Annotated in this window: 22 protein-coding genes and 2 CRISPR repeat arrays (1 of these 24 cut by a window edge); of the genes, 12 read left to right on the top strand and 10 right to left on the bottom strand. The window is 67.2% G+C overall.

Annotated features, from left to right (window positions below; all coding sequences use genetic code 11):
• Window positions 1-7: a CRISPR direct-repeat array (repeat unit 36 nt) (it extends 861 nt beyond the left edge of the window).
• Window positions 8-141: 134 nt separating this feature from the next.
• Genes F572_RS14655 through F572_RS0100860 form a run of 7 tightly spaced genes read right to left on the bottom strand, consistent with a single transcriptional unit; the run spans window position 142 to window position 9,581 of the window.
• Window positions 142-1,467, bottom strand: coding sequence for a TIGR02710 family CRISPR-associated CARF protein (locus F572_RS14655; protein WP_018158304.1), 1,326 nt, complete (start codon window positions 1,465-1,467; stop codon window positions 142-144).
• A gap of 49 nt (window positions 1,468-1,516) precedes the next feature.
• Window positions 1,517-3,691 (bottom strand): TIGR03986 family CRISPR-associated RAMP protein, encoded by a 2,175-nt coding sequence (locus F572_RS0100885; RefSeq protein WP_018158303.1) that lies wholly within the window; start codon window positions 3,689-3,691, stop codon window positions 1,517-1,519.
• On the bottom strand, window positions 3,688-4,209 hold the full coding sequence (locus F572_RS0100880; RefSeq protein ID WP_018158302.1) for a hypothetical protein: 522 nt from the start codon (window positions 4,207-4,209) through the stop codon (window positions 3,688-3,690). Before F572_RS0100880 ends, F572_RS0100885 begins: the two co-directional genes overlap by 4 nt.
• The gene (locus F572_RS0100875) at window positions 4,206-5,657 is read right to left on the bottom strand and encodes an RAMP superfamily CRISPR-associated protein (RefSeq protein WP_018158301.1); all 1,452 of its coding nucleotides are present in this window, start codon (window positions 5,655-5,657) and stop codon (window positions 4,206-4,208) included. The genes F572_RS0100880 and F572_RS0100875 overlap by 4 nt, the downstream gene beginning before the upstream one ends.
• Window positions 5,654-7,270 (bottom strand): hypothetical protein, encoded by a 1,617-nt coding sequence (locus F572_RS0100870; protein ID WP_018158300.1) that lies wholly within the window; start codon window positions 7,268-7,270, stop codon window positions 5,654-5,656. Before F572_RS0100870 ends, F572_RS0100875 begins: the two co-directional genes overlap by 4 nt.
• A complete protein-coding gene (locus F572_RS0100865) occupies window positions 7,267-7,923 on the bottom strand; it encodes an RAMP superfamily CRISPR-associated protein (RefSeq protein WP_018158299.1) in 657 nt (218 codons plus the stop codon). Before F572_RS0100865 ends, F572_RS0100870 begins: the two co-directional genes overlap by 4 nt.
• Window positions 7,923-9,581, bottom strand: a complete 1,659-nt coding sequence (locus F572_RS0100860; RefSeq protein ID WP_018158298.1) for a hypothetical protein — start codon at window positions 9,579-9,581, stop codon at window positions 7,923-7,925. Before F572_RS0100860 ends, F572_RS0100865 begins: the two co-directional genes overlap by 1 nt.
• 835 nt (window positions 9,582-10,416) lie before the next feature.
• Here F572_RS0100860 and cas6 point away from each other — a divergent pair.
• Window positions 10,417-11,121 carry a CRISPR system precrRNA processing endoribonuclease RAMP protein Cas6 gene (gene cas6, locus F572_RS0100855; protein ID WP_018158297.1) on the top strand — a complete coding sequence of 235 codons (705 nt, stop codon included), beginning with the start codon at window positions 10,417-10,419 and terminating at the stop codon, window positions 11,119-11,121.
• A gap of 79 nt (window positions 11,122-11,200) precedes the next feature.
• Here cas6 and F572_RS0100850 read toward each other — a convergent pair whose 3' ends face one another.
• Complete coding sequence (locus tag F572_RS0100850; RefSeq protein WP_018158296.1) at window positions 11,201-11,746, bottom strand: hypothetical protein; 546 nt, start codon at window positions 11,744-11,746, stop codon at window positions 11,201-11,203.
• Between the two features lie 186 nt (window positions 11,747-11,932).
• Window positions 11,933-12,245: direct repeats of the CRISPR family, unit length 37 nt; unit sequence CGTCTTAATCCCCTTTCAGTCGGGGCATGGGCCGGAC.
• Between the two features lie 240 nt (window positions 12,246-12,485).
• Here F572_RS0100850 and F572_RS0100845 point away from each other — a divergent pair.
• The 4 genes from F572_RS0100845 to F572_RS0100830 are packed head-to-tail and all read left to right on the top strand — an operon-like array spanning window position 12,486 to window position 14,984.
• Window positions 12,486-12,770, top strand: a complete 285-nt coding sequence (locus tag F572_RS0100845) for a CRISPR-associated endonuclease Cas2 (RefSeq protein WP_018158295.1) — start codon at window positions 12,486-12,488, stop codon at window positions 12,768-12,770.
• Window positions 12,770-13,114, top strand: a complete 345-nt coding sequence (cas2, locus tag F572_RS0100840) for a CRISPR-associated endonuclease Cas2 (protein ID WP_018158294.1) — start codon at window positions 12,770-12,772, stop codon at window positions 13,112-13,114. Before F572_RS0100845 ends, cas2 begins: the two co-directional genes overlap by 1 nt.
• On the top strand, window positions 13,111-14,103 hold the full coding sequence (gene cas1, locus F572_RS14860) for a CRISPR-associated endonuclease Cas1 (RefSeq protein WP_018158293.1): 993 nt from the start codon (window positions 13,111-13,113) through the stop codon (window positions 14,101-14,103). The genes cas2 and cas1 overlap by 4 nt, the downstream gene beginning before the upstream one ends.
• Window positions 14,103-14,984, top strand: a complete 882-nt coding sequence (locus tag F572_RS0100830) for a reverse transcriptase domain-containing protein (RefSeq protein WP_018158292.1) — start codon at window positions 14,103-14,105, stop codon at window positions 14,982-14,984. The genes cas1 and F572_RS0100830 overlap by 1 nt, the downstream gene beginning before the upstream one ends.
• A gap of 271 nt (window positions 14,985-15,255) precedes the next feature.
• On the opposite strand, the gene csm6 is transcribed toward F572_RS0100830, so the two are convergent.
• Window positions 15,256-16,440: a CRISPR-associated ring nuclease Csm6 gene (csm6, locus tag F572_RS0100825; protein ID WP_018158291.1), complete on the bottom strand. Its 1,185-nt coding sequence runs from the start codon at window positions 16,438-16,440 to the stop codon at window positions 15,256-15,258.
• 269 nt (window positions 16,441-16,709) lie between these two features.
• On the opposite strand from csm6, the gene F572_RS0100820 reads away from it, so the two are divergent.
• The 5 genes from F572_RS0100820 (at window position 16,710) to F572_RS0100800 (ending at window position 20,853) form a co-directional block, all read left to right on the top strand.
• Window positions 16,710-17,057 (top strand): hypothetical protein, encoded by a 348-nt coding sequence (locus F572_RS0100820; protein WP_018158290.1) that lies wholly within the window; start codon window positions 16,710-16,712, stop codon window positions 17,055-17,057.
• Window positions 17,058-17,311: 254 nt separating this feature from the next.
• On the top strand, window positions 17,312-17,800 hold the full coding sequence (locus F572_RS0100815) for an NfeD family protein (RefSeq protein ID WP_018158289.1): 489 nt from the start codon (window positions 17,312-17,314) through the stop codon (window positions 17,798-17,800).
• 18 nt (window positions 17,801-17,818) lie between these two features.
• Window positions 17,819-18,817 (top strand): SPFH domain-containing protein, encoded by a 999-nt coding sequence (locus F572_RS0100810; protein ID WP_018158288.1) that lies wholly within the window; start codon window positions 17,819-17,821, stop codon window positions 18,815-18,817.
• Between the two features lie 169 nt (window positions 18,818-18,986).
• Window positions 18,987-19,337 carry a hypothetical protein gene (locus F572_RS0100805; RefSeq protein ID WP_018158287.1) on the top strand — a complete coding sequence of 117 codons (351 nt, stop codon included), beginning with the start codon at window positions 18,987-18,989 and terminating at the stop codon, window positions 19,335-19,337.
• 256 nt (window positions 19,338-19,593) lie between these two features.
• Window positions 19,594-20,853 (top strand): hypothetical protein, encoded by a 1,260-nt coding sequence (locus F572_RS0100800; protein ID WP_018158286.1) that lies wholly within the window; start codon window positions 19,594-19,596, stop codon window positions 20,851-20,853.
• Between the two features lie 238 nt (window positions 20,854-21,091).
• On the opposite strand, the gene F572_RS0100795 is transcribed toward F572_RS0100800, so the two are convergent.
• Window positions 21,092-21,823: a metallophosphoesterase gene (locus F572_RS0100795; protein ID WP_018875980.1), complete on the bottom strand. Its 732-nt coding sequence runs from the start codon at window positions 21,821-21,823 to the stop codon at window positions 21,092-21,094.
• Between the two features lie 247 nt (window positions 21,824-22,070).
• On the opposite strand from F572_RS0100795, the gene F572_RS0100790 reads away from it, so the two are divergent.
• Both F572_RS0100790 and F572_RS0100785 read left to right on the top strand, forming a co-directional pair.
• Entirely contained in the window at window positions 22,071-22,280 is a 210-nt protein-coding gene (locus F572_RS0100790) for an EexN family lipoprotein (RefSeq protein ID WP_018158283.1), read from the top strand.
• A gap of 84 nt (window positions 22,281-22,364) precedes the next feature.
• Window positions 22,365-22,942 (top strand): IS1595 family transposase (locus tag F572_RS0100785; RefSeq protein ID WP_018158282.1); only part of this gene is annotated, 578 nt, incomplete at its 3' end.

The following is a 22,942-nucleotide window of genomic DNA, read 5'->3' as shown; positions in this document are numbered from 1 at the left end:
GTTCAACTGCTGGGTCTGATTGTAGCTTGACAATCAGGGATTTGCGAGGGGGGTTGCAGACGATCCCGGGGTTGCCGGAAGCGGGGTGCAGAGGCTGGCAGTCAGTGTACGGCGCGTCATAGGGGGCAGTGGCAGGGGGCATCAGGCGCTCTCCCTGGGAACGGGCTCGTTCTTCAGTGCCTGGATGGTGTCCTCCAGACAGGTCGGAAGCTGGCGGGGCAGGACAGGGCGGCCCACGGTGTCGACCTCGGCCTGGAGCATGGGGATGAAGCGCTCGGAAAACCATTTTTGGATGGGTACCCAGTCTTCGGCGCGAACCGGCATGTAGCCGTGAGCCAGGATCGAGACGTTGCGCGCGTCGAGGTGTCCGCGCAGGGAGGTTTCTTCGGCCTTCATGAAATGGACCGGTTCGCCGTGTCCGAGTTCGCGCACAAGCTGCCAGGCCAAAAAAAGTCCGGCCTGGCGCTTGCCGTGACGCCCTGGCGGGATGTCGAAGCCGGAGGGAATCTCCTCCGGCTGAAGGTTGGACGTGTCGATCCCTGCCTGGCGCCGCAGGATCCATTGAGCGGTCCATTCGAGCAGCCGGTAGGTGCGGGCGACGGCGTCGTCGTAGCGGTGGCGGGCGGCACGGCGTTCGGCGTTCAGCCACAGGTCGAGCAGCCGGGCGGGTTCGGTGCGCGGGTTGGTTTCGGCGTTGTCGGCGAGGAGACGCAGAAACGTGAGGCCCTGGCCGAAGTGGGCGCCGAGTCGCGCCTGATAGGGCTGCAGGATCTGCAGAGCTCCGGCGTGATCGAAGCGGTCCCAGGCGTCGAAGGCGCGGCTGAGGTCCCGGGCGGTGAGCAGCCGGGTGCGCAGTTCGCTGTTACGCGGGGTCGGGATGCGCTGGAGACCCGCCGCGGCCTCGCCGTATCCGTGATGGTGCCAGGCCTGCAGGTGCGGCTCCATCCGACGATCCAGGCGGATCCGGTCGATCTCGGCGGGGGCGAGGGCCTCGGAACCGTCGTGCACGCTGAGGAGGGTGTTGCGCGTTCCGGTCACCAGAGTGAGCTCGACCCGCGGGTCGTCCACGGCGGCCAGCACCAGGCCTGCGGTCATGGACTTGGTGCCGCCGGTGTAATCCGCATACAGGCTTGCTCCCGGGTGCTGCTCGCTCAGCGTGGTGATACGGGTGCGGGCCTTGTCGGAAATGTCGTCGAGGTTATCCGCTTCCACCAAGAGTACTTCGTACTGCTCCGGTTTCAGGCCGCATTGGGTGGGGATGTTGGGCAGGGTAAGGGGGCCACCGTGGGCCTCGGCGATCACGTTGCCGGTGCCCTCGATCTGCTGGCGTGAGCCTTTCTGGCCGCTGGCCGGGTCGCGGTCGGTGCAGATGAAGCAGACAAAGTCCGGCTGCAGGTCGTCGATGGCACGCACGATGGGGCGATGCGAGCCGCCAACGGTGACAAAAAGGATGCGTTCGAAGGACATGCTGGGCTCCGGGCTGCGACCGGGCATGGCCCGGTCGCGGTGAGTGGGGTCAGTCGCCGCCGATGTTCAGGCGGGTGCGGGCCTGACGCACAGCCTTGATGATCTTCTTCTGGTCGTGACCGGCGGCCAGGGTCTCCGCGCGGTTCAGCAGTTCGGCGAGGTCCGTGATGAGGTCGTCCCAGCCGGCGGCCTCCTCGGGGAGTTCGCGGATGGCCTTGTTGAGGTTGTTCCAGCGGCTCTTGCCGGGTTCGGCCTCGCAGGCCTCGAGGGCCTGACGGAGGTTGTCGACCTGCGTCTCCTCGGGGCTCATCGCCTGGCGTTTCTGTTCGCGCTCCTGCTTTTCCTGCGCCTGCTGGTGCCGGCGGCGGGTCTCTTCCAGGGCCTGGTCGAACGCGGGGGCTTCGGGGGTGGCGCTGTCGCCGAGCTGCCTGCGAAGGCTGTGCCAGCCGTCCTTTGCTTCTAGATGTGGCTCCAGGTATTCGCCGTCTTTGCGCGCGTCCATGAAAAACTTAGGATTCCCCATCTTGTCCAGCGGGGCATCCGCCGCCCGGGACGGGTCGGCCATGGCCAGCAGCTGGCGCAGGGGCTCGCTGTCTTCCCAGCGGTCGTCCGCGCCGTCGGTGGTCTGTGCCCAGGCGTCGTTCATGTACTGCACGAAGGCGTGGCGGCAGGCCTCCAGGTTCACAAGCGCGTCGTCGTCGATCTCGCGTGCCGGATCGTTCGGCTCCAGACGGGCATCGGTCACGTCGACCGAGACCTGGCCGAACCCGAACGGCTTGCCGGTCCCCAGCGAGTGGCGCAGGTCACCGCGCCCGCCGAAATCCAGCGCCCACATGAGCGCGCCCAGTTCCACGTCGCGCAGGTTGTGGAAGCGGATCTGCGTGGAGAAGGTGGTATCGGAGGGCACGGTTTCCAGCTTCACCTGGACCTTCGGGCCGGACTTCTCGGGCGGGCGGGGCGCGTGATGCGAACTGCGGACCGGATAGCGTTTCCAGCCGGACAGTTCGGCGCGGTCATCCATCAGGGTAATGTAGTCCTTCTTCTTCTCCTGCTGGTTCAGGTAGGCAGGGTAGAACGTGGGTTTGGGTCCGTTGAGGACCATCGGGCCTTCCCAGTGGGTGGAGACGTCCTGCTCGCACTCGGCCAGACCGGGCATCACGCGGCCCCGCAGGCTGCCATTCGGGCCTTCGGCGTCGATGCGGCCGAACAGGAGTTCGGCCAGGTCGGGGGCATCGTCGTCCAGATGCGCGGAGGCCGCGTTCTTGCCGGCACGGGTGTGGCGGATGGCGTCGTGCAGAGTGTTGCGATAGGCGAGGCGATACATCATGGCCAGGCCCAGCGAGCGTACGCTGCTCTGATTGCCTTCGGCGTGCCAGAACACCGGTACGCCGGGAGAAACGCTGTGGAGTTGAGGCTTCCAGAAGTCATTCCATTCAGGGGATTCCTGGTGGATGAACTGGAAGTCGCTCATTACCTCGGGCGGGACGGGGATTTCGTCCTGCGGTTCGCCGGCGTCGTAGAAGATGAACTCGCGTTTCTTCGCTCCCTTGCCCTGGGTAAAGTCCTTTCCCGGCTGGCCGGTGACCACCACGTGCCCGTGGCGCGGTCCGCGCCCGAGGTCGCTGGCATCGGCCTGACCGTTGTTGCGAACGGGGCCGACATCAAAGGGGATCTCGGGGAGGGTCCCGATCAGCCCGTATCGTTTCTGTACGGTTCCGGCCTTCTTCCATTCCTGTTCGTTGACGCCGAGCGCGCGGATCAGTTCTTCCTGGTGCAGGCGGACGAAGCTCACAGGCCGGATGTACCAGCTGCCGTCGCGGTAGCGCAGCCAGCCGGCGCGTACCGGCGCCTTGACCATCTCCTTCATGTAGAAGTTGTTCGCTCCGGTGAGGTCGCGCACCCCCAGGCGCTGGTCCTCTACCTCGCGGAAATGGCCGAACGCGGCGATCTCGAGCACGTGGCGCAGCATGCCCTTGAGGCTGGTGGGCGGGATCGCCGGGCGGGCGTCCGGTGTGCGGGCGAAGTGGACCTTGCCGGGTTCCCTGTCGCTGCCCGGGGTCTGCGCGCCGCCGACGCTCAGCGGGGTGTGCGCGGTCAGGCGGATGCGGATCTCTCCGCTCCAGCCGTCGCGGAACGGGTGGTCGTGGCTCACGTGCGCGTGCCAGTCCGGGCGCAGCACGAACGGGGTGAGCGGCACAAAGTTGTAGGGCAGGTTGAGGGTCATGCCCGGTCCTCCTCGAATCCGTCGAATACGGCCAGCACGGCCTCGGGGGTGGCGTCGTCGGCCGGATCGCCGTCGGTGTGCCCGGCGAAGCCGTACAGGCGCAGGTAACGCAGGGGCGCGGGTGCCCGATGGTCGTTGAGATGGATGACCGTCTCGGCCAGATAACCGGGGTCCGTGTCTGTCTCTTCGATCCGGAAGCAGTGCAGGCGCCACCCGTCGCCGCCCCGGTATTCGAGCTGCCAGCGCGTCCCGTCCGCCGCCAGGCCTTCGCCCTCCAGCGGCGGCATGCCGTCCACGGGCTCGGCGGGCAGGATGCGGACCTCGGCGGGCCACTGCATCCAGCCCCGGTCGTTGCACAGCGCACGACAGCGCTCGTGCACGGTGGTCGAGTCCAGGTCCTCGCAGTCGTGCTTCAGGCGCACGGGGGTCAGCGCGGGCGGGGTCCATTCCCAGCCCTGCTCCTCGCAGGCCCGAAGGAAGCGGCGGTGGTCGGCGAGCAGCGATTCGAGACGGTTCATCGGGCGGTGTCTCCTTCGGCGTTGAGCGTTGGCGCGTCCTGGCCGGCGACCCAGGCCCCGTCGTCGTTCCATTCGGGATCGTGTTCGGCGGCAAATCCGCCCAGCCCGCGGCTGCCGCCGGCGCCCAGCGGCAACCAGCCGCGCGCGAGGTCGCGCAGGGCGAGATCCAGGGCCTCGCGCACCTCCACTGGGACCGGAATGTCCCGGCGCGGCAGGATATGCAGGCGCAGCGGCAGGCGACTGCGCCAGAGCTGTTCCTCCTGGAACAGGGCGCCGCGCTGGACACCGCCGGTGAAACGGTCGATGCGATTGTGCAGCGGTGCGTGGACCTGCGGATCGGGTTCCAGGTAGGTGTCGTTGATGATGACGGCACCGGCGAGCCCGGAGGCATCGCGGTCGCTGGGGTGACCGAACAGGCAGCGCACCGCCTCGCTGCGTTCCGCATCGGGCGGTGGCCCGTCGGGGGCGATGAACTCTCCGGTCAGGCGGCGGTGGTGGAAGGCCACGCGATGGGCCAGCGCGCCCTTGATCGCCGAGGCGGGCACCACCGGCCGGGGCCGGGTCCAGGTGCCGCGTCCGTCGCGCCATTCGATCACGGGCTCGCTCTGCGGGAGCATGTTGTCGGGTTCTTTCGTGCCCGAGTACTCGCCGAGCGGGTGCTCGCCGCCCCCGATGCGCCAGCCGGCTTCGGCCTGCAGATCGAGCTCCACGCCGGGGATGCGAAACGCGGTGTCCCCGGGCGTGAGGGCCTGCAGTCCGTCGCGGCTGGCACGGTGGCGCGGGCGGTTGCGGAATCCTTCGCGGCCTTCGGGGGTGCGCAGGTCCCAGCGCGCCATGTGGAGTTCGGCCACCCGGAACGCGCCCGAACCCGCGCGGGTGCCGCGGCCCAGACGCAGGGCCGGGGACTGCAGCAGGCGCAGCAGCCCATCCCATTCCCGGGAGGCGGCGTCGGAGCCGTCGCTCCAGTGGCCGAGCAGGAAGGTGTAGCGGGTGCCGCGTGGGGCGAGCGTGACATCGAACTTGCCGCGGTCATCGGCGGCGCCCCGGTGGTTGAGCCGGACGCGCTGCCGGATCAGGGGGTGGCTCCGGCTCAGCCGCGACAGGAGTTCGTCGCCGTCCACGTCCTCGCGCAGGCCTTCCACGGGCCGGTCGTGGCTGTCGTGCACCAGCCCCCAGAAGACCTGCACGCGCGAGATGCGCCCTTCGCCGCGTCCTTCGCCTTCGAGGTGGCCGAACAGCCGGTCGGCGACGGTGTCGCCGTATTCGTCCGCGCAGGCATGGCGCAGCACGCCGGCCAGTCCGCTGGCGGGCAGGGTGGGCAGGTGGTTCGCGTCGCGCATCAGGACCAGGTCATGCGTGGCATCGCCGGCGCCCGAGCCGATCGCGTGCGGGGTCTCGGCTTCCAGGGTGACGCGGGCAAAGTCGTGTACCGGGAGTTCGGGGATCATGCCTGCGGCTCCTTGGTTGCGTGCCCTTCCACGGCACGGGTCCACTCAGGGGTCTGGCCCAGCGATGCCAGCCGTACCACAACCTCGGCCAGCTTCTCCGGGGCATCGCGATGAATCGCCTCCAGCGCCCGCTCAAGGCGCCGGCCGAGAAAGTCCTGTTCAGGGTCCGGGCCCAGTTTGAGCTGCCATCCCGAACGTGCGCGCACGATGGCGTCTTCGGGGTCGCTGGATTCGCGGGATTGTTTAGGAGGTTCAAACAGGGCGCGCCACAGGCCGTCCGGGTCGCCCCGGTGGCGGTTGGCGGCGTCGCGCAGACGGCCCCACTGGCTGCGCCCGGGGACCTCGTCCTCCGCCAGGGGCGCATTGGGCGGGATCCCCTGCCAGCTGCGGGCCTCGCCAAGGGATGCGACCAGGGCCTCGAAGACCCGTCGGGCGCGGTGTTCGGCGTCGAATTCGAGGAATTCGCTGGCAGCCATCCGGCGCAGGCGGCGCAGCAGCGCGCTGTCGGGCGCCGACGGTCGCGGGCCGGCGTCCGTGGTCCCTTCAGGGGGCGCTTCCACTTGCAGGGATTCGTCGGCGATCATCCGCGGCCGGGCGACGGCCTGGCCCAGGCCGGCCTCGCGGTAGTGGCCGAGGCCGTGTTCCAGCGCGGGCAGTGCTTCGGGCGGGGTGCCGGCGGGCAGGGTGTAGTGGAGGACACTGCCGCGGGCGATCACCTGGCGGTCGGCGTCGCGCCCCCGGCGCTTGCCGTTGTAGGGGCTATAGCTGCGCGTGCGCAGGAAGCTCTTCTCGTGGTCCCAGCGGGTTTCGGCGGGCAGGCCGAGGTACTGCGGCCAGGGCTGCAGGGTGGGCTGCCCGCGTTCGTCACGCAGCGCCAGATCGGAAAGCAGCCACAGAGTCAGGGTGTGGTTCGTGTCGGCAACGCTGGCCGGGCGCGGCGGTGGATTGTCCAGCGGCTCGATCCGCACGCGGCCGAACTCTGCGCTGCGCGAGCGGCCGAGACGCGCGGGTCCGCTCAGACACTGGTGCAGGTGCTGCACGAGCGCGTCGTCCAGCGTGTCGTCGGTCTGCAGCTCGAAGACAAAGCTCTGCCCGCGCTCCAAGGCCTCGTAGCCGAACAGTTGTCCGGTTTCGACCCGTCCGGTTTCGGGCCCGATGGCGGTCTTGAGTGACTGTCGGGTGCGCGGGCAGATCCACCGACCGCAGGTGTCGACATGACCGCCACGCAGCTGGCGTGGCTGGCGCCCGCCGTCGGGTGCGCGATGCATCAGGTTGAGTACCCGGTCGGTGTCCAGACGGGGATGTTCGGCCCCCGAGACCTGCCGTTTGGCGTCTTCGTTCTTGTAGTGGTGCAGGACGAGCGGCACCGGCCAGCCCAGAACGCCGGGCTCGCTTTCCGGCAGGCCGTCGCAGAAGCGCACCGCCCCGCTATGAAAGACCTGCCAGGCCTGGTCGGCCGGCAGGTCGGCATACAGGCGGCTTGCCGCCAGGCCCAGGAAGAGGCTGCCCGGCAGGTGATCGAGGGTCTCGTGTTCGCCGGCTGTCGCGGCGGACCGGCTGACGATCACGTCCTGTTCCAGGGTGACGCGGAAGGCGTGGCGCGTGGCGCTCATGACGGATCCCTCAGGCTGAGTTCGGCCTCACCGAGGCCGCGATTGCGTTCGGCGCCGATTGCGCTGATCAGCGGGAGCACGCCTGCCAGCGTGCCCCACAGATCGGCTTCCTCCAGGGCGCGCTCCTGCTGTCGCCGCAGGTCTTCCTCCAGCGAGGTGACCTCAAGGCCCAGCGGGGCCTCTAGCTGCACGGGCAGTGCCACTTCGGTGCCGCGCAGACTCTTGTCGCTGGCACTACCCTGCCTGTTGATGGCCGTGCGATGGATGTCCCGAAAGAGGAACGGGCGCAGTTGCGGGCCATCGGTGTCGGGATGGGCGAGGAAGGCCCGTTCCGCAAGCGGCAGTGCCGCGTCGTCCACCTGCAGCATCCCGGGCCGCGTGGCCGCGCGTGCCTCCTGGCCGCTGCGGGAGCCGAACAGGAGCTCTTCAAGGTCCCCGGCGGGGCCGTCCGGCAGGGCGATGCCGTCGAGCCAGTTCCAGGTGTCGGCGCAGCGCACCGCGTGGCGCAGCAAGCCCTTCAGGTGGCGGCCGGGGACTACCGGCAGTCCGTCACTGTCGCGCGCGGTGAGGGCATCCAGATGCGTTCCGGCGGACTGGCCGCTGCCACAGTGCCAGTAGCCGTGCAGCTGTATCGTCAGGGTTCTTGTCGACATCAGGCGGTCTCCTTCCGGGTGTCCTGCCCGTGAAGGGCCAACAGTGTGAGCAGGTCTCCAAGTGGGCTGGAACGCATGCGGACCTTGCTGTCACCTTCCGCCGCGCACTCCGGTCCGAACGGCAGATCATCGCCCGCGTGGCCCGCAAGCGCATTCAGGTGTCTGTCGAAGTCGCTCAGTGCGGAGGCGCCAGCCGCGTCGGTGCCGTGGCCATCGGCTTCGGCCAGGGCGCGCCAGCGGTTGTACTCCTTGCGCGCGAGGTCGGGGCTCTCGTGAATGCGTGTAGCGAGCTGTCGCAGGCGGGCGGCGTTCAAGGCCCCACCCTGGAGCGGTTCAGCGAGATCGCGCAGGGCGCTCAGGCGCGGCATGGAGCCGGCATCCACCTGGCCGACTGCGTAGGCGGCCAGGCCCAGGCGGTAGACCGTTCCGTTGCCAGTATCGCGAGTTTCCATCTCCCGTCGCTTGAGCGTCGAAGCATCGTCGAACAGGCTGGTCTGGATCCGGTGGAAGGCGATGGATGACGGGATCGTGCCGCGCTCGGCGCTGGCGCGGGAGGCCTGTTTGGCCTGGACGCAAAGGCTTTCGGCCAGCTGATAACCGCGTGCGAAGGGCTGCCCCGACTTGAGATAGGTGATGCCGGCGCAGGCCGTCAGCTGCTGCGGCAGTTCGTCGATGTCCTCGGCGGGAACGCCGGCCTGTTCCATCTGCGTGCGAAGGCTCTCCAGCATGCGCCCGGACTCCTGCTCGAAGGCTTCGATAAAGGCCTCGGCAAATTCCAGCGCGAGTTCGGCACGGACGATGATGGTCAGGTCGTCGCCGCCCAGGACCAGCGGGCGAGCCGGGTACACGCCGCCTGAGGTGTGTGGCTGCAGGACCTTCTGCGTGGCGCTGCGGGCGGCGTCGATCGTGGCCGCGTCCAGACCTTCCGAAAAGGCGCGGTACAGTGACACGTAGCGTGCGGGGATGGGCCGGGTGGCGTCACTCAGCACCCGCAGGATCTGGCCCAGGCCGTTGCCGTCGGCGTGGATCAGCCCGACCATGCCGTTTTCGCCCAGGGGAAAACGGCGCGACCCGGGGTGGTCCTGCTCGAAGTTCCTGGGCCATTCGGCCCGGTCGTCCGGGTCGAACTTGTGCGCCAGCCCCACGTACTCCGGCAGTCCGAACTGCCGCTTGACCCGGGTGGCGGCATCCACGGGTTCGTGGTCCCGCTTGTGGTCCCGGGTCACGGCCACTTCGCCGGTACGGGCGTTGCGCTCGGCGACCGGCGCCGGGTTCGGTAGCGCGGCGGTCCGCAGGTTGCGCATGTGCGCGAGCGCGGCAATCCCCGCATCGACGGCTTCCCTGGCCGAGTCCCTGGAACGGATGCAGTCCACCGGCTCGATACCGGGCAGGAGCTGGGCCACCAGCGTGCGCCACAGCGCCCGAAAGCGCCGGGTGGCCTCTTCGTCCTCGAACATCAGATACAGGGCGCCGCCGGCCCGGCGCGGTGCCGGCAGCGTGTCAGGATCCACCTCGCAAGCGCGCAGTGCCTGGTCGAGGATGCCCCGCGCGAGCTCGTCCAGCAGGTCGCTCCCCGCCACCATGTCGGCCAGGCGGCCCGACGCAAACAGGAATGGCTGAATCGAGCGAGCTTCGAATAGATAGGCGTGATGAGGCATGGCGTTGTCCTGAGCCGGTGTGGCAAAGCGTCCCTTGCAGACAGTGAGGTTTTCTCGTGGGCAGGGTACAAGAAATCACCCCGGTGCTGCCCCTGTGGAGGCGCACTGCAATTCGGACGCATCGAGCGACCTGGTCGAGCGGCACTCTGCGGATCTCGGGCTTCTCCATCGCCGGCGCCCCGTTGGGGGGCTCGATGTTCCTCATGGAGTCGGCGGCAACGAAGCCTGGTATGCCGACGATCGGAAATCCCTGCACGGGCCTGGCAAGAATCCAGAGGGTGTCAGCATTGGACGACTCCGCGTGGACTGGTGCGAAGCAGGTTAGCGCGGGCGGGTGAGCTTTGTCCGGGGCCGCAAGCTTTTCGCCATGCGCGACAGAGGCGGCAGTCGCCCGTGCAGGGCACGTTGATCGAAGCCCGGGGGCGGGCCAGCGAACAGTCAGGTCAGGGGCGCCCGGGCTGACCCGCAGGGCGAGATTCCACGTGGCCATGGTCGCGTCCTGCCGCCCCTGTTGCGGGTGATTTCCCTGTGTTCGATACCGTACCCTGACGGGCCCTTGTCACCGAGCCCTGCTATGGACGCCTTGCCTGTCACATCGCTCCGGCTGCACTTTCGCGCGGCGAAACCCGTGAGCCTCGGGGCGTTTCCGGGTGCCGTCTGGCGTGGTGCGCTCGGGGCGCGGCTTCGCGAGCAGGTCTGCGTCACGCGGCGGCCCGAGTGTACAGGCTGCCCGGTCGTCGATCAGTGTCCGTATCCATTGCTGTTCGAGACGCGCGTACCGGCGGATCCTCCGAGCGCCCTTCTCCGGCACAACGGGACGACGACTCCGCCCTTTGTGCTGGTGCCGGATCCGGAGGGCGATCCTTGCGCCCTGGACCGGGTGTGTCTGGGCCTCATTGTGGTCGGACAGGAGGTGCGTCCGGCCGCGTTGCTGGTGCGGGCGCTCGAACAGGCGGGCGCACAGGGCATCGGTCGCAGCCGGGTCCCGCTGCGGCTGCAGGGCGTGGAACAGGCGCTGCCGGCCGCAGGATCGGGAGTCGACGACATGCCCTGGCGTCCCCTCGACCTCGACGATCTTGTCCATTCCCTGGACGCGCCGGCACACGTTCCCGTGCCGCCGGTCCCGCCCGCCGTGGAGGTCCGGCTGGCAACGCCCCTGCGCATGCGCATCCGCGGGCGCTACGTTACGCCACAGGCCTTCGAGCCGGTCGCCTTCGTGCGCACGGTCCTGCGGCGGGCCACCCATCTGGGTGCCAGCCATTGCCCCGGTTTCGACGATGCCGCGCTGGCCGCCGCGGGGCGCCAGGCCGCCGGCCTGCGGCTGGTTTCCGGGGACCTTTACTGGCGGGACCTGCGGCGCTATTCCGCGCGGCAGGGCCGTACCGTCCCGATGGGGGGGGTGGTTGGTACGGCGCGTATGGCCGGGGAGGCGCTGGCCGGGGTCTGGCCCTGGCTGTGGCAGGGCCAGTGGTGGCATGCCGGAAAGGGCGCCACGATGGGTCTGGGCCGCTACCGGCTGCGACCGCTCCGCGAGGCCTGATCCGGACCTTGGTCCAGCCACGCGATGTCCGCCTCCCCGTGGCCCTCCGCGGCGCGGCGAATTGCGCAGGGGCTCCTCCTCAGAGGGCCCCCGATTCGGCCTCGCGCTGCCGGCGTTCCCGCTCCATCCGCTGCTGGTCCAGCGCGTCCGCATAATCCGCCGCGATGTAGCTCAGCGTGGTCTCGCGCGACATGTGCGGCTCATGGAGCCGGATGGTCGTGTCGCCGGCCGCGAATCGGGCCGACTTGTTGCCGACGTGCGGGCGGTTCACATGGATCTCGCGGTATCCGGCATCGCGCAGCATTCCGACGATCGAATCGAAGGTCGCGCCCCCGAAGCGCTTGTGGAAGGTCGCCTCCACCGCAACGATGCGGTCGCTGTCCGCGTCGCAGACCGCCAGCAGTCCCTGCAGCCCCTCGAAGCGAATGGCCCCCGCATCCAGATGATGGAAGGTGTCAAAGCCCAGCGCACCGCTCGAGCTCCGGAGGGTGTCATGGTGCTGCTCGATCGCCTCGCAGCTGCCGTCCAGCGGCATATCGAAGGGCGCAGCCCGGGACTCGGCCATGGCGGGTGTCAGGGCGGACAGGGAAAGGGCGGTTAGGGTCGCAATCCAGAAACGGGACATGCCGGGACTCCGGGGTGTGAATGAAGGCGCTGATCATAACCGGACACACATCGGGGCATCCGTCCCCGCAAGCTTGCCGGATGCCGCGGCTGCAGGAAGGGTCAGGGGCGGGCATTGAGCACAGCGACAGGGCGGGCGGGGCCCCTCGGCCAGGCGGCCGGGCACTCTGGAGTCCGGTCGTCACGGCTGGCCGACTCCGTTTCAGTCCGTGCATGGGTCGGACATGGCTCGATTGGCGCCTAAGCGCCCTCGGGGCGTCTTAATCCCCTTTCAGTCGGGGCATGGGCCGGACTTCGGTGTCGTCGCTGTCGCCATCGCAGGGGTGTCTTAATCCCCTTTCAGTCGGGGCATGGGCCGGACGAGGACGATCGACCGGTGGTTCAGATCACTTCCGTCTTAATCCCCTTTCAGTCGGGGCATGGGCCGGACATGTCTGGGCGCTCGACGAGGGCTTTGTCCTCACGTCTTAATCCCCTTTCAGTCGGGGCATGGGCCGGACCCTTCGGTCTGAAAAAACCTTTTCTGGATCAGTGTGCTGGCGCGCGTATCTATGCACCATTGTGGTGCGCTGAAAGTTTGCCTGCCGGTGTCCGGTTCCCATGTCTGACGTTAACCGCGACCGGCATGGCGCCGCAAGGCGTGATCCTGGTCCTGATCCGGGACAAGCTTGCGGGTCCGTACTTGGCCAGCCGGCATTGCGAGGATGGCGCTCCGTTCATTTCAGCGAAAGGAGCATGCCATGCGCCGACGACCGGCAATCATTGCCTACGATATCAGCAATCCCCTGCGCCGCCGCCGGGTCCACCGGAAGCTGCTGCAATGGCGCATTGATGGCCAGAAATCTGTGCACGAGTGCCTGCTTGCACCTCGGGAGGCGCACGAGCTCTACCTGCAACTGGGGGAGCTGATCGACCCCGAACGCGACCGGCTGCTGCTGGCATGGCTGACCCCCAATGCCCCGGTCGAGGCACGTGGCAGTGGCGATCGTGCGAGCCTGTTCCGCCGCATCGCGAGGATCGGATGATGGCGGGCGGCAAGTGGTATCTGGTGGCCTACGATGTGCGCTGCCCGAAACGCCTGCGCCGGGTACACAGGGAGGTGGTGAGCGAAGGCCAGGGCCTGCAGCAGTCCGTCTACCTGGTGCGGGCCAGCCACCGCAGCCTCCGCGATCTGCTGGCCCGGGTGGAGGCGCAGATGGATACCGCAGTGGATGACCTTCGGGCCTATCCCGTGCCGCATCCTGCGCAGCTCTGGTGTGGCGGGGCGATGGTTTCCGCCACCGCGGAGCGCAATGAACCGATCGCGGTCGTCGTGGACTGGTGGGACGGTGTGACCGAGCGCATCCGCCGCTGGCGAGCCTCGGCATGAGTGATCGTCAGTGGCTGGTGCTGGATCGGCGCGGGCTGCAGGTATCGGTCGAACATCGCACCCTGCGTGTCGACGAGCCGGAGGGAGGCTTTCGGCGCTTTCCGCCATTGCATCTGGAGGCGCTGGTCGTGCACGGACGCGTTTCGGTGGCCAGTGATGTCTGGCGTCTGCTGGCGGCCCATCGGGTACCGGCCGTGCTCCTTCCGGGGCGGGGCAAGGGCCCGGTCGCGTGGATGGGAGCGGGGCTGGGAGGTTCGGTGGCGCTGCGTCGCGCGCAGTACGCGGCGGCTGCTGACGGGGCCACCCGGGTGGAACTGGCACGCTCCATGGTCCAGCGGAAGTTTGCCGGATATCGCGGCGCCCTGGACTGGGCCGGCCACCCGGAGGCCACGTTCCGGTATCGCCTGGACGGGCTCGAGCAGGATCTTCTTGCCAGTACCAACGCCGATGCGGTGCGCGGTGTCGAAGGGGTCGCGGCGCGTCTGTGGTATGCGTGGCTGGCGCAGCGGATTATCGGGGACTGGCACTTCTGTGGCCGCAACCGGCGTCCGCCCAGGGACCCGGTGAACGCGTTGCTGTCGCTCGGCTATACGCTGCTGGCGACCCAGGCGCAGGGGCGGGCCGAGGCCATGGGCCTGGATGTTCACCAGGGGTTTCTGCACGAACCGGTGCCGGGCCGCCCGGCGCTGGCGCTCGACCTGATGGAGGCATTGCGACCATGGGTGGACATGTTTGTGCTCGGGTTGCTGGATCGGGTGCTGACTCCGGAGGACTTCCACAGCAGTGCGGCCGATGGCTGCCGGCTGGAAAAGGCGGCTCGGGGGCGTTTCTATGCCGCCTGGGCGGCCTGGAGCCGCGAGGTCCCACCCGCGCCGAACGGGGTGGGCGAGCAGACGGGGAGTGCCAGCGGCGGCACAGGCGCCGCGCTGCAGCGGGAAGCCCACGCCCTGCGCGCCTTGCTGCAAGCCTCCGATCGCGGGGTTCGCTGATGGGGGCACTGCTGCAAGCGATGCTGGAGCCGGAAAATGTCCAGCAGGCCTGGCGCCGCGTCCGGCGCGAGCGCACGCCGTGGTGCCCGGGCGTGGAACGTACCGAGCTGGAACACGGATTACCGGAGCATCTGCTACGGCTGATGGAGGACCTGCGCCGCGGGTGCTATCGGCCGGAGGCGTTGCGTCAGTTTGCGGTGAACAAGGGCGACGGTGGCCGGCGCATTATCTCGGCGCAGTATCTGCGCGACAAGCTTGCCCAGCGCATGGCCTACCAGGTCATGGAGCCGCGGATCGAACCGTTCCTGCACCCGGACAGCTTCGGTTATCGCCGGGGCCGCGGTGTACCGCATGCCCTGCGGCGGGTGCGCGAACGCGTTGCGACGGGGCTTGTCTGGGCCGTGGATGCGGACATTCGTTCGTTCTTCGACCGGGTGCCGCATCATCGCATCCAGCGGGAGCTGAACCGGTTCATTGACGATCGCGCCCTGCGCCGCCTGATCGGGCGATGGCTCCAGGCGGGCGGCCATCCGGCCTCCTTGCTGGCACGCCGCCGCGGCGTGCCCCAGGGTGCGGTGCTCTCGCCGCTTCTCTGCAATGTGCTGCTGGATCATTTCGACCGCGCCCTGGAGCGGGCCGGCATCCCGTTCGTGCGTTATGCGGATGACTTCCTGCTGCTGACTGCCGCCAGGGAGGATGCCGAGCGGGCCCGCGCCCATGCGGAAAAGTGCCTCGCCCGGCTGGGCCTGGAGCTGCACCCGCAGAAGACCGCGGTCGTCCGGGTCTCCCCCGAACTGCAGTTTCTGGGAGAAGCAGTGGTTCGACGTCGCGGCCGGCGGGGGCGGACGCTCCGGAAAAGGGGGCGCAGCGAACCGTCCTGATCGCCTTTCAGTCGGGGCATCGGTCGGACCGATCCTGGACCGTCACACGGTCATGCTTCCGTTGTCTTAATCCCCTTTCAGTCGGGGCATCGGTCGGACGTCAACGCCCTGGTGCAGCTCAACTCCATCGGGTCTTAATCCCCTTTCAGTCGGGGCATCGGTCGGACCCTTCGCTTTTTCAAATGTCCTTTTTGGTCAGCACGTTACCAAGGTGAAGAATGCACCATCCTGGTGCGACTGGAGTTTGCTGTCGACCTGCCCGATCCATGGCTCAGCCTAGCCCGCAGGGCGGGTTGCGCGCAATGGCCGTTGAGGTGGCGGGTTCGCGGGAGCCGGGACGGATATGGATCTGGTCCGGGGCCAGCGCGAGCTTGAAGCGCCCGGCGGGTCGTGCGGCGACGCGCCGGATTTCGTAGGCGGCGGCCGCCGGCCCCAGGTGACGCCGAAGCTCGCGGTTCACGTGCGACTTTCGCTGGTCGAAATAGTCGGGCGTGATGCCGCCGGCAACCGCGGCTTCCACGCGCTCGCGGTCCATTGCCATCGGGTGGGTGATGTCGTGGTAGGCCTGCACGAAGCCCCGGGTTTCGGCAGGCCCGATACCCTTGCGGCCGATGGGTGGGGATTCGTCCCGCGCACGGCGGGCCAGCCACAGGTAAAAAGCGAAGTTGACCGGGGTGAGGGCAATGATCTGGTCGCGGCAGTGCAGTTCCAGGCGCTCCAGGTCCAGCTCCAGACGCGGTGCCTTGAGGCTGTCCTGGGCACGGCGGACCGCCTCGGAGAACCCGGCGCCTTCGCGCACCAGCAGGTCCGGCAGGCCGTCGCGCATGCGCACAAACGGGATGTGCGCCAGGGTGATCTCGGCGTTGTCGGTATGGATCGGCCGCTGGTCGCGGGTGTACAGCACCTGCGGCTGCCGCGGGGGGTAGAAGAACTGGTAGTGCCCCTCGAAGGGGGCGGACACCAGTACGTGCGAGAGTTCGTCCTGCTCGCGCCCGAACAGTGACAGGGCATAGCCGAGATAGTAGCCCATGGTCTTGCGTCCGCCCGCGATGGAGGCGTGCAGGCGCTTCTGCGGGTCGACGGTCAGACGGCGCACGAGGTCCACGATGAGGTCGGCAGCGGCTTCGTTGTGTGACGGGTCGCGGATGTCGTCCAGCGGTTGGCCGTCTCGATCACGAACCACGTGGATGGTGTCGGCGCCGAATGCGATGCGCTCCGGGTCCAGGTCGTAATCCGCGCACAGGCGATAGAAGTGGCCCTCGGAGGGGTCAAGCAGGGTCAGACGGGCCCGCTCGGCCCCTTCGCTGGTCGTGACCACGTGGATGGCGTCGGGCACGAAGGCCGGCTGGCGCTGCACGGCCAGGCCGTACAGGGTCTCGGTGATCACCTGGGGCGCGAGCCCGGCGACGCACAGCAGCACATTGCGAGTCGGCGGGGAGGGGTTGTGGTTGTCCATGACCAGACGGTTTCCATTGGTTGATTCGGATAATGGAGTCGTTGCTCGGGTGTTTCCGGCTCCGGCCATTCCGGCTGACGACAGGCCGGGACTAAACCGCTCCGTCCGGCACGCAGCCGCACTCTGGCAGGCGGGCGGCCCTAGCGCCGAGGATGGATGATCGCACCCGCCGGCCGAGGCGTGCACCCCGACAAGCTTGTCGGTTGCCCCATCTGGAGGGGTGGCCGGTACAGTCTGCCGGACACAACGGACACCAGCAGGAGAAACCCGTGGACCATTCCAACGACAATGTACCGCGCACCTTCATCGCGGCCCTCCATCGTGTGCTGACCTTCTGGCCCCGCCATCCCTTGCACCGGGCGGTTCTGCTGGCGGTTGGGGGATTGATGGCCTGGGCGGTCGTGGTGGATGGCGGGGATGCCCCGGGACTTTCCCTCGCGGTGGGCCTCTGGTCCCTCTGGACCTCAATGGCGATGAACCCGGATGCGGCCTGGCGACACGATGTGGACGTCTGGGCCCATTTCCTGGTCCCGGCGTTCTACCAGGTCCTGGCGGCGGGGCTGCTGGCCATCGGGGTCCTGCACGCGCTGGTCTGGGGCTGGCCTGCGGGATTTTGATCCTGTACACCGGCAGCGCGTAGCGGCCCTGGCCGAGCAGGTTCGATTCGACCAGCGATTCGCTTACCCACGGTTTCCGGGCTTGCCGCGTTGTTCGGTTCTCGTGCGCGCCTCTCCAATGGAGTGGGGCGCGTTGCCCTGTCGGGTATTGCAGCGGGGCGGAATGTGAGAGGGTGAGCGCGAAAATTGCAGGGTCGATCACGCCCGGGTCGCTGGACGGGCCTTGAACGGCGCGCCTCAAGGAGACTGATGCTATGGAAGCAACCCCCTGGATTCTCTCACTGGACCCCTGGCAGTACTGGCTGGTCCTGGCCGTCACCATTCTCGTGCTGGATCTGCTCTTGTTCGGCGGCCTGATGTCCGGCGGGGGCGGGGTTACGCTGATCCTGGCCGGTGGTGCCTTTGGGGCGATCATCCCGGCCGCCTTCGGAGCCGATATGGCGGGCCAGATCCTCGGCGGGATCGCCGGCATGATCGTAATGGGGATTTTCGTCTTCTGGATCGGCAGGCGGTGGGTGCGCGGGGATGACCGCAACCTGGCCGGGCAGGACATTCGTGCCGGTCGCGAGATCCTGCAGGTCGAGGATCGCGACGGGCGACTGGGCGTGACCCTGCTCGGGGATTTCTATCCTGCGCGCCCCGAGTCGGCGGACTACGCCTTGAGCGAAGGTGAGCGCGTGCACCTCGTTCGTTTCGAAGGGGTCACGGCGATCGTGAGCCCTGAAGTACAAGACCACGCATAACCGCAAAGGAAGGCAACAATGGAAGGTCTGATTCTCTTCATCGTACTGGCCGTTCTGGTCGGCGTGTTCATCTCGATGGGGATCACCATGATCCCGCAGCGCCGGGGCATGGTGATCGAGCGCCTGGGCAAGTTCCACCGGGTGCTGAACCCCGGTCTGAATCTGATCATCCCGTTCGTGGATCAGCCGCGGCCGATCACGATCCTGCAGTTCGAGGGTCAGGCGAAGGTCGTGCGCACCGAGACCAAGATCGACCTGCGCGAGATCCTGCTGGACTTCCCCAGCCAGGCCGTCGTCACCCGGGACAACGTGGGTGTGACCATCGACGGGGTCATTTATTACCAGATCATGGACCCGCAGGCGGCCGTGTACGGTGCCGAGAACTTGGTACTCGCGATCCAGACGCTCGCCCAGACCACGCTGCGCTCGGAGATCGGCAAGATGGAGCTGGACGACATCTTCGAGAACCGCGAGACCATCAACAAGCAGATGGAGGCGGTGATGGACGAGGCCGGGCAGAAATGGGGCCTCAAGGTGAACCGGGTCGAGATCCGCGACATCTCCATGCCGGAGGACATCGTGCAGGCGATGAACCAGCAGATGGTCGCGGAACGCACCCGTCGCGCCACCGTGCGCGAGGCCGAGGGCTACAAGGAGGCGGAAATCCGTCGCGCCGAAGGCGACCGTGACGCGGCCATCGCGCGCGCCGAGGGTGACAAGCAGGAGGCCGTGCTGCGTGCCCAGGGTGAACGCGAGGCCATCGAACTCATCGTGGGCAGCCTGCGCGACCACCCCGAAGGCGCCAAGGCCGGCGTGAACTATCTGATCGCCCAGCGCTACATCGGCATGCTGCCGGAGCTGGCAAAGGATGGCGACCGCGTGTTCGTGCCGATGGAGGGCACCGCCCTGCTGTCGAGCCTGGGCGGCATGCGCGATCTGTTCGGTGCGGGGGCAATGGGGGCGGTGGACGCCGTTGGTGGTTCGGCCCCAACGGCGACTGGATCAGGCCAGAGCTAACCGCCCATCTCGTCCGAGAAAGCCCGCCCGGGTTCCGATTCGGGTGGGTTTTCTTGTGCCGGGTTATGATGAGGGGGTCTCAAAGTGCGTTTCCGGGTTGTGGTGAAGATGTCTCAAAGCGAATTTCCGGGCTCATAGTGAATTTTGTGGTTGGCGGCATGGAGGCTTGATGTCTACACCGATCGTTACGTTGATACAGTCGCAGCCTGGCTCACCCGAACTTGCGGCTGTTTTGGTGCGGGGAGTCATGATTGCTTACTCCGACGGAATTGAACCCGGAACTGAGGATCGTCCGGACTCCTGTGGTGCGTGCATTCTGTCCGTGAAAGAAGTCGATGCCCTGGCCCATCTCCTTGCCATGGCGTTCGGCGAGAAACCTCGCGTCGTTACACTTGAAAACGTCAATGAAAACGACACGTGGGTGGATGTGCAGGACTTCCTCTGCTGGATGGGTGTCGCAGACGCGGAAGGGGCCTTTTCGACCGATCTGGGGCAGGGGTCTGATGCGTCTCGCCACTGAGTAGCGGCCGGCGCTTGTGTCCTATCGAACCGACCTGCACTTCCGGGCGGGATGGACTTGAAGCTGCGGCCTTAATCCACTTCTCCTGGCGTTGGTCAGGCAGGCACCGTTCCCTGGTCGCACGCGAAAACGATTCGACTGTGATCTCGTGTGCTAACCCGTGTTCTCCTCGGGTTGTGCATTACACAGTGTGGGAGCAGACGTGGCGCATCGCGCGGCGCAGCGCGGTCGAACAGCGGTGCAGAGGGGGTTGGGTATGGCGCACGTCATGGTTCAGGGCATCCGGTATTCGGGAAAGACCTGGATGATCCAGCGGCTTGTGCGAGCGGAGCTGGCTCGGCCGGTCGAGAAAGATGGGCCATCCCGACGAATCTACATCCTGGATTCCGACGGAGCCCACGAGGATCTGGCGGACCAGACTTTCCCGGTGGGTGGGGGTGGGCCTTGGGGCTACAACCCGTTGCAGCTTTCCGCGGAACATCCGGAGTCGACTCCGGCGGATCGAGCGGAGTTTGTGGCGCGGGCATTGAGTGTGGGTTACGGGGCGTTTCGGGCGCGTTTGGGCGCGGCTTTGCGGGCTCTGCTGCGCGAAGCCTATGCGGAAAGAGGATTGCTTCCGGATCGCCCGATTCGGGAGTCGCGTCCCCATGGGTCCGTTGCGGCTGAGGATGCGCCGACACTGGAGGGTGTGCGGCAGCTGGCATTGGCTCGGCTGCGCGCCAGCCGCGACAAGAAAGTGCGCGCTGCGGAGCAGCGTTGGGATGCGGTGGATCTTGCAGCGGTGCGCGAGATCGCCGGTGTGGACGGTGGCCCGGACCTTGCTGGAACTATGGGCATGGATCCCAATGCTATTGGGGCGTACAGCGAGTATCTCCGGAGCCTTGCAGTGGATCCCTTGCAGGGGCCGGATCATCAGGTGTTCCCGGTTTCCCTTCTGGAAGGGTTGATCGAGCAACTGGATCCTGTCTGCTCGTCATCCATGTTGGTTGGTGATTCGCCGCGGTGGGATCCTGATGCCGTAGTGCGGCGCTATGACGTGTCGGCTCTCGGGCGCCCGGAACGCGCCGTTCTGGTTCAGTGTTGCTTGCGGGATATTCTTTTGGAGGCCGAAGCGCATGCAGCGAATGACCGGCGCACGCTAGTGGTCCTGGACGGTGTTGAAGAACATCTCTATACCCGCCGGGGAGCCGTTGAGGCCATGATGCGTTTCGGGCCTGCGGTCGGCTTGGAGGTGTTGATGTCTGCCTATGACCCCCACCCCATGCTGGGCGACGAGTTGCGTGCAACGCTCGGGGCACACGTACTGCTGGGGGACTACGACCGCGAGGCGGTCGACGCCGTCTCAGCCGGACTGAATGTGCCACCGGAGTTACTTTGGTGCGTGGTCCCGCGGCGCCGGTGTGTTGTGCGCACCCGCCAGGCCGACGGCTCGGCCCGTCAGGGCAAGGTGATGATCGATGGGGTTGTGGGTGCGCTGGGCTGGGATGAGCAACCCAGGGACCGCTCCAGGTCGTGAGCGAGCCGGGTGGGCTGCGGCAGTGGTTCGCAGGTAACACCCGAGTCCACCGTGATCCTGTGATCGAGCATTCGCAGAACAGCCGGGGCATGTTTTTCGACGTCAACGTAGTAATCCTCGCCGATACGCCGGGCTCGCATTACTTGGACCTGTTGCAGGATTTCAGGGGCTTTTCAGGGATGCGAAGTCCGCAGTTCCCGCAGAGTGGGTGCAGTAACACGCCGGGCTGGGATCGTTGCTAGATGTGTCCTTTCAGAAGGCTGGCTTCGTCCAGTACTCCGTCCTTTTCGTTCCAGCGGACGACGCCTGCTTCGCCTACGCCCAGCACCTGAGTGCCGCACTCGAGCCGGCTATCGTACCGCTCGTGGTGGTGACCGTGGACGATCATCGTGGCACCCATGGTTCTGGCGATCTCGTCCAGAACCGGGAACCCGTGCCGGTGGGTCGAGGGTGCCTCGTGCGTGATGAGCAGGTCGGCGCCCAGCGTCTTTAGCTGTTCGATATCCTCTGGCCAGATCGCGGCCAGTGCATGCCGGGGCATGCCTTGTCGCCAATCCTGCGGGATGCCGGATTTCTTCTGTGAGGCCAGCACACGTTCGTACTCGATCCTCGAATTGAACTTGGCGGGCGCGGGCGGCATCCACACTTTCTTCCGGAAATGCCCCCCGAGCCCGCCGACACGAACCCCCTGGAGGGTGTGGGTGCGGCCGTCGAGATTGATGGCCCGCCCAGGAGAGCCCAGCAGGTGATCGTAGAACCGGGTCTGGTCGTAGTCGTGATTGCCGGGGATGTACGCGACTTCCATGGAGTCCGGGAGTGTCTGGATCGCGGTGTCCAAAGGCCCGGCGAGATCCAGGTCCCCTAGCAGGACCACCACCCCGGCGTCGGCATGCTCACGTGCGATATAGGCCAGGATTTCCGGAAGACGGCCATGGGGATCGCCGACAAAAAGGAAGTCTCGATTTCGCACGCGTGGTACTCCGGGGGGTGCCGGCGGAGATTGTCGCTGATGTTGGCTTTATGGAGCCACTCCACATTGGGGTAACCGAGCCTTGCCGGTAACTTGGGGTGGGCCGCGCGTCCGGAACGTTCGCTACACGGGTCTCTGATCGATTGACCTATCCGAAGTGGGGTGTTTATGCTCGACCGGCCACCAGCGCAGCGAGTGGCTCCAGGAAAGGATCTATTCGGTCAAACTTCGCACAAGGACGTACACCATGAAAAAACTGCTATTCGCCGCCCCGCTTGCTTTCTTCCTCGGCGCCTGCGGTGCCCCTTCGGTGGAGCATCTGATGGAAAACCCCGAGAAGCTTCAGCAGGTTACTGTCGAATGCATGGACATGATGGCACAGGGCCAGGACGTTGATACTGCGGCCTGCAACAACGCGGCCGAAGCGCAAAGCCGTATGGGCGAAAATGTCACCTGATTAGCGACGAGAGTCAGCCAGGCTCACTGGGTGAGCCACCCCCGGACGTACGCTGAGGCTACACAGTGAGCGGAGAGTGGCCTCATGGCGCAGAATCGGATTCAGTTTCAGCCGGGGATGTCGTTGCCGGCATTCATCGCCCAGTACGGCACCGAGGCCCAGTGCGAGGCGGCGCTGGGGCGGGCCCGATGGCCGGCCGGCTTCCGCTGCCCGCGTTGCGGGTGCCAAGCCCACTGCGTCCTGCACGGCAGCCCGCGCAAGATGTTTCAGTGCAACGCCTGTCGGCATCAGGCCTCGCTGATCGCCGGCACCGTGATGCAGGGAACGAAGCTGCCCCTGACCACCTGGTTTCTGGCCATCCATCTGCTCAGCCAGGCCAAGACGGGGCTCTCGGCGCTGGCGCTCAAACGCCAGCTGGGCGTCAGCTACCGCACCGCCTGGGCCCTGCAGCACAAGCTGATGCAGGCGATGACCGAGCGGGAAGCGCGCTATGGGCTCAGTGGCACCGTGCAACTGGACGATGCCTACCTGGGTGGCGAGCGCACCGGCGGCAAGGCCGGCCGCGGGTCGGAGAACAAGGTTCCGTTCGTCGCGGCCGTGTCGCTCAGCGACGCGGGGCATCCCCTGCGGGTTAAGTTGACCCCAGTCACGGGCTTCAGCTT

It is taken from the genome of Thioalkalivibrio sp. ALE14 (genome assembly GCF_000376845.1).
GTDB lineage: Bacteria > Pseudomonadota > Gammaproteobacteria > Ectothiorhodospirales > Ectothiorhodospiraceae > Thioalkalivibrio.
Note: the sequence above shows the minus strand (reverse complement) of the source record. Positions and strands in the feature narration are given on the sequence as shown.

What these genes read in the sequence shown, in the direction of transcription:
- F572_RS14655 (WP_018158304.1), bottom strand. Translation starts at nt 1,467, where the DNA reads ATGTCCTTCGAACGCATCCTTTTTGTCACCGTTGGCGGCTCGCATCGC.
- F572_RS0100885 (WP_018158303.1), bottom strand. Translation starts at nt 3,691, where the DNA reads ATGACCCTCAACCTGCCCTACAACTTTGTGCCGCTCACCCCGTTCGTG.
- F572_RS0100880 (WP_018158302.1), bottom strand. Translation starts at nt 4,209, where the DNA reads ATGAACCGTCTCGAATCGCTGCTCGCCGACCACCGCCGCTTCCTTCGG.
- F572_RS0100875 (WP_018158301.1), bottom strand. Translation starts at nt 5,657, where the DNA reads ATGATCCCCGAACTCCCGGTACACGACTTTGCCCGCGTCACCCTGGAA.
- F572_RS0100870 (WP_018158300.1), bottom strand. Translation starts at nt 7,270, where the DNA reads ATGAGCGCCACGCGCCACGCCTTCCGCGTCACCCTGGAACAGGACGTG.
- F572_RS0100865 (WP_018158299.1), bottom strand. Translation starts at nt 7,923, where the DNA reads ATGTCGACAAGAACCCTGACGATACAGCTGCACGGCTACTGGCACTGT.
- F572_RS0100860 (WP_018158298.1), bottom strand. Translation starts at nt 9,581, where the DNA reads ATGCCTCATCACGCCTATCTATTCGAAGCTCGCTCGATTCAGCCATTC.
- F572_RS0100850 (WP_018158296.1), bottom strand. Translation starts at nt 11,746, where the DNA reads ATGTCCCGTTTCTGGATTGCGACCCTAACCGCCCTTTCCCTGTCCGCC.
- F572_RS0100845 (WP_018158295.1), top strand. Translation starts at nt 12,486, where the DNA reads ATGCGCCGACGACCGGCAATCATTGCCTACGATATCAGCAATCCCCTG.
- cas2 (WP_018158294.1), top strand. Translation starts at nt 12,770, where the DNA reads ATGGCGGGCGGCAAGTGGTATCTGGTGGCCTACGATGTGCGCTGCCCG.
- cas1 (WP_018158293.1), top strand. Translation starts at nt 13,111, where the DNA reads ATGAGTGATCGTCAGTGGCTGGTGCTGGATCGGCGCGGGCTGCAGGTA.
- F572_RS0100830 (WP_018158292.1), top strand. Translation starts at nt 14,103, where the DNA reads ATGGGGGCACTGCTGCAAGCGATGCTGGAGCCGGAAAATGTCCAGCAG.
- csm6 (WP_018158291.1), bottom strand. Translation starts at nt 16,440, where the DNA reads ATGGACAACCACAACCCCTCCCCGCCGACTCGCAATGTGCTGCTGTGC.
- F572_RS0100815 (WP_018158289.1), top strand. Translation starts at nt 17,312, where the DNA reads ATGGAAGCAACCCCCTGGATTCTCTCACTGGACCCCTGGCAGTACTGG.
- F572_RS0100810 (WP_018158288.1), top strand. Translation starts at nt 17,819, where the DNA reads ATGGAAGGTCTGATTCTCTTCATCGTACTGGCCGTTCTGGTCGGCGTG.
- F572_RS0100805 (WP_018158287.1), top strand. Translation starts at nt 18,987, where the DNA reads ATGTCTACACCGATCGTTACGTTGATACAGTCGCAGCCTGGCTCACCC.
- F572_RS0100800 (WP_018158286.1), top strand. Translation starts at nt 19,594, where the DNA reads ATGGCGCACGTCATGGTTCAGGGCATCCGGTATTCGGGAAAGACCTGG.
- F572_RS0100790 (WP_018158283.1), top strand. Translation starts at nt 22,071, where the DNA reads ATGAAAAAACTGCTATTCGCCGCCCCGCTTGCTTTCTTCCTCGGCGCC.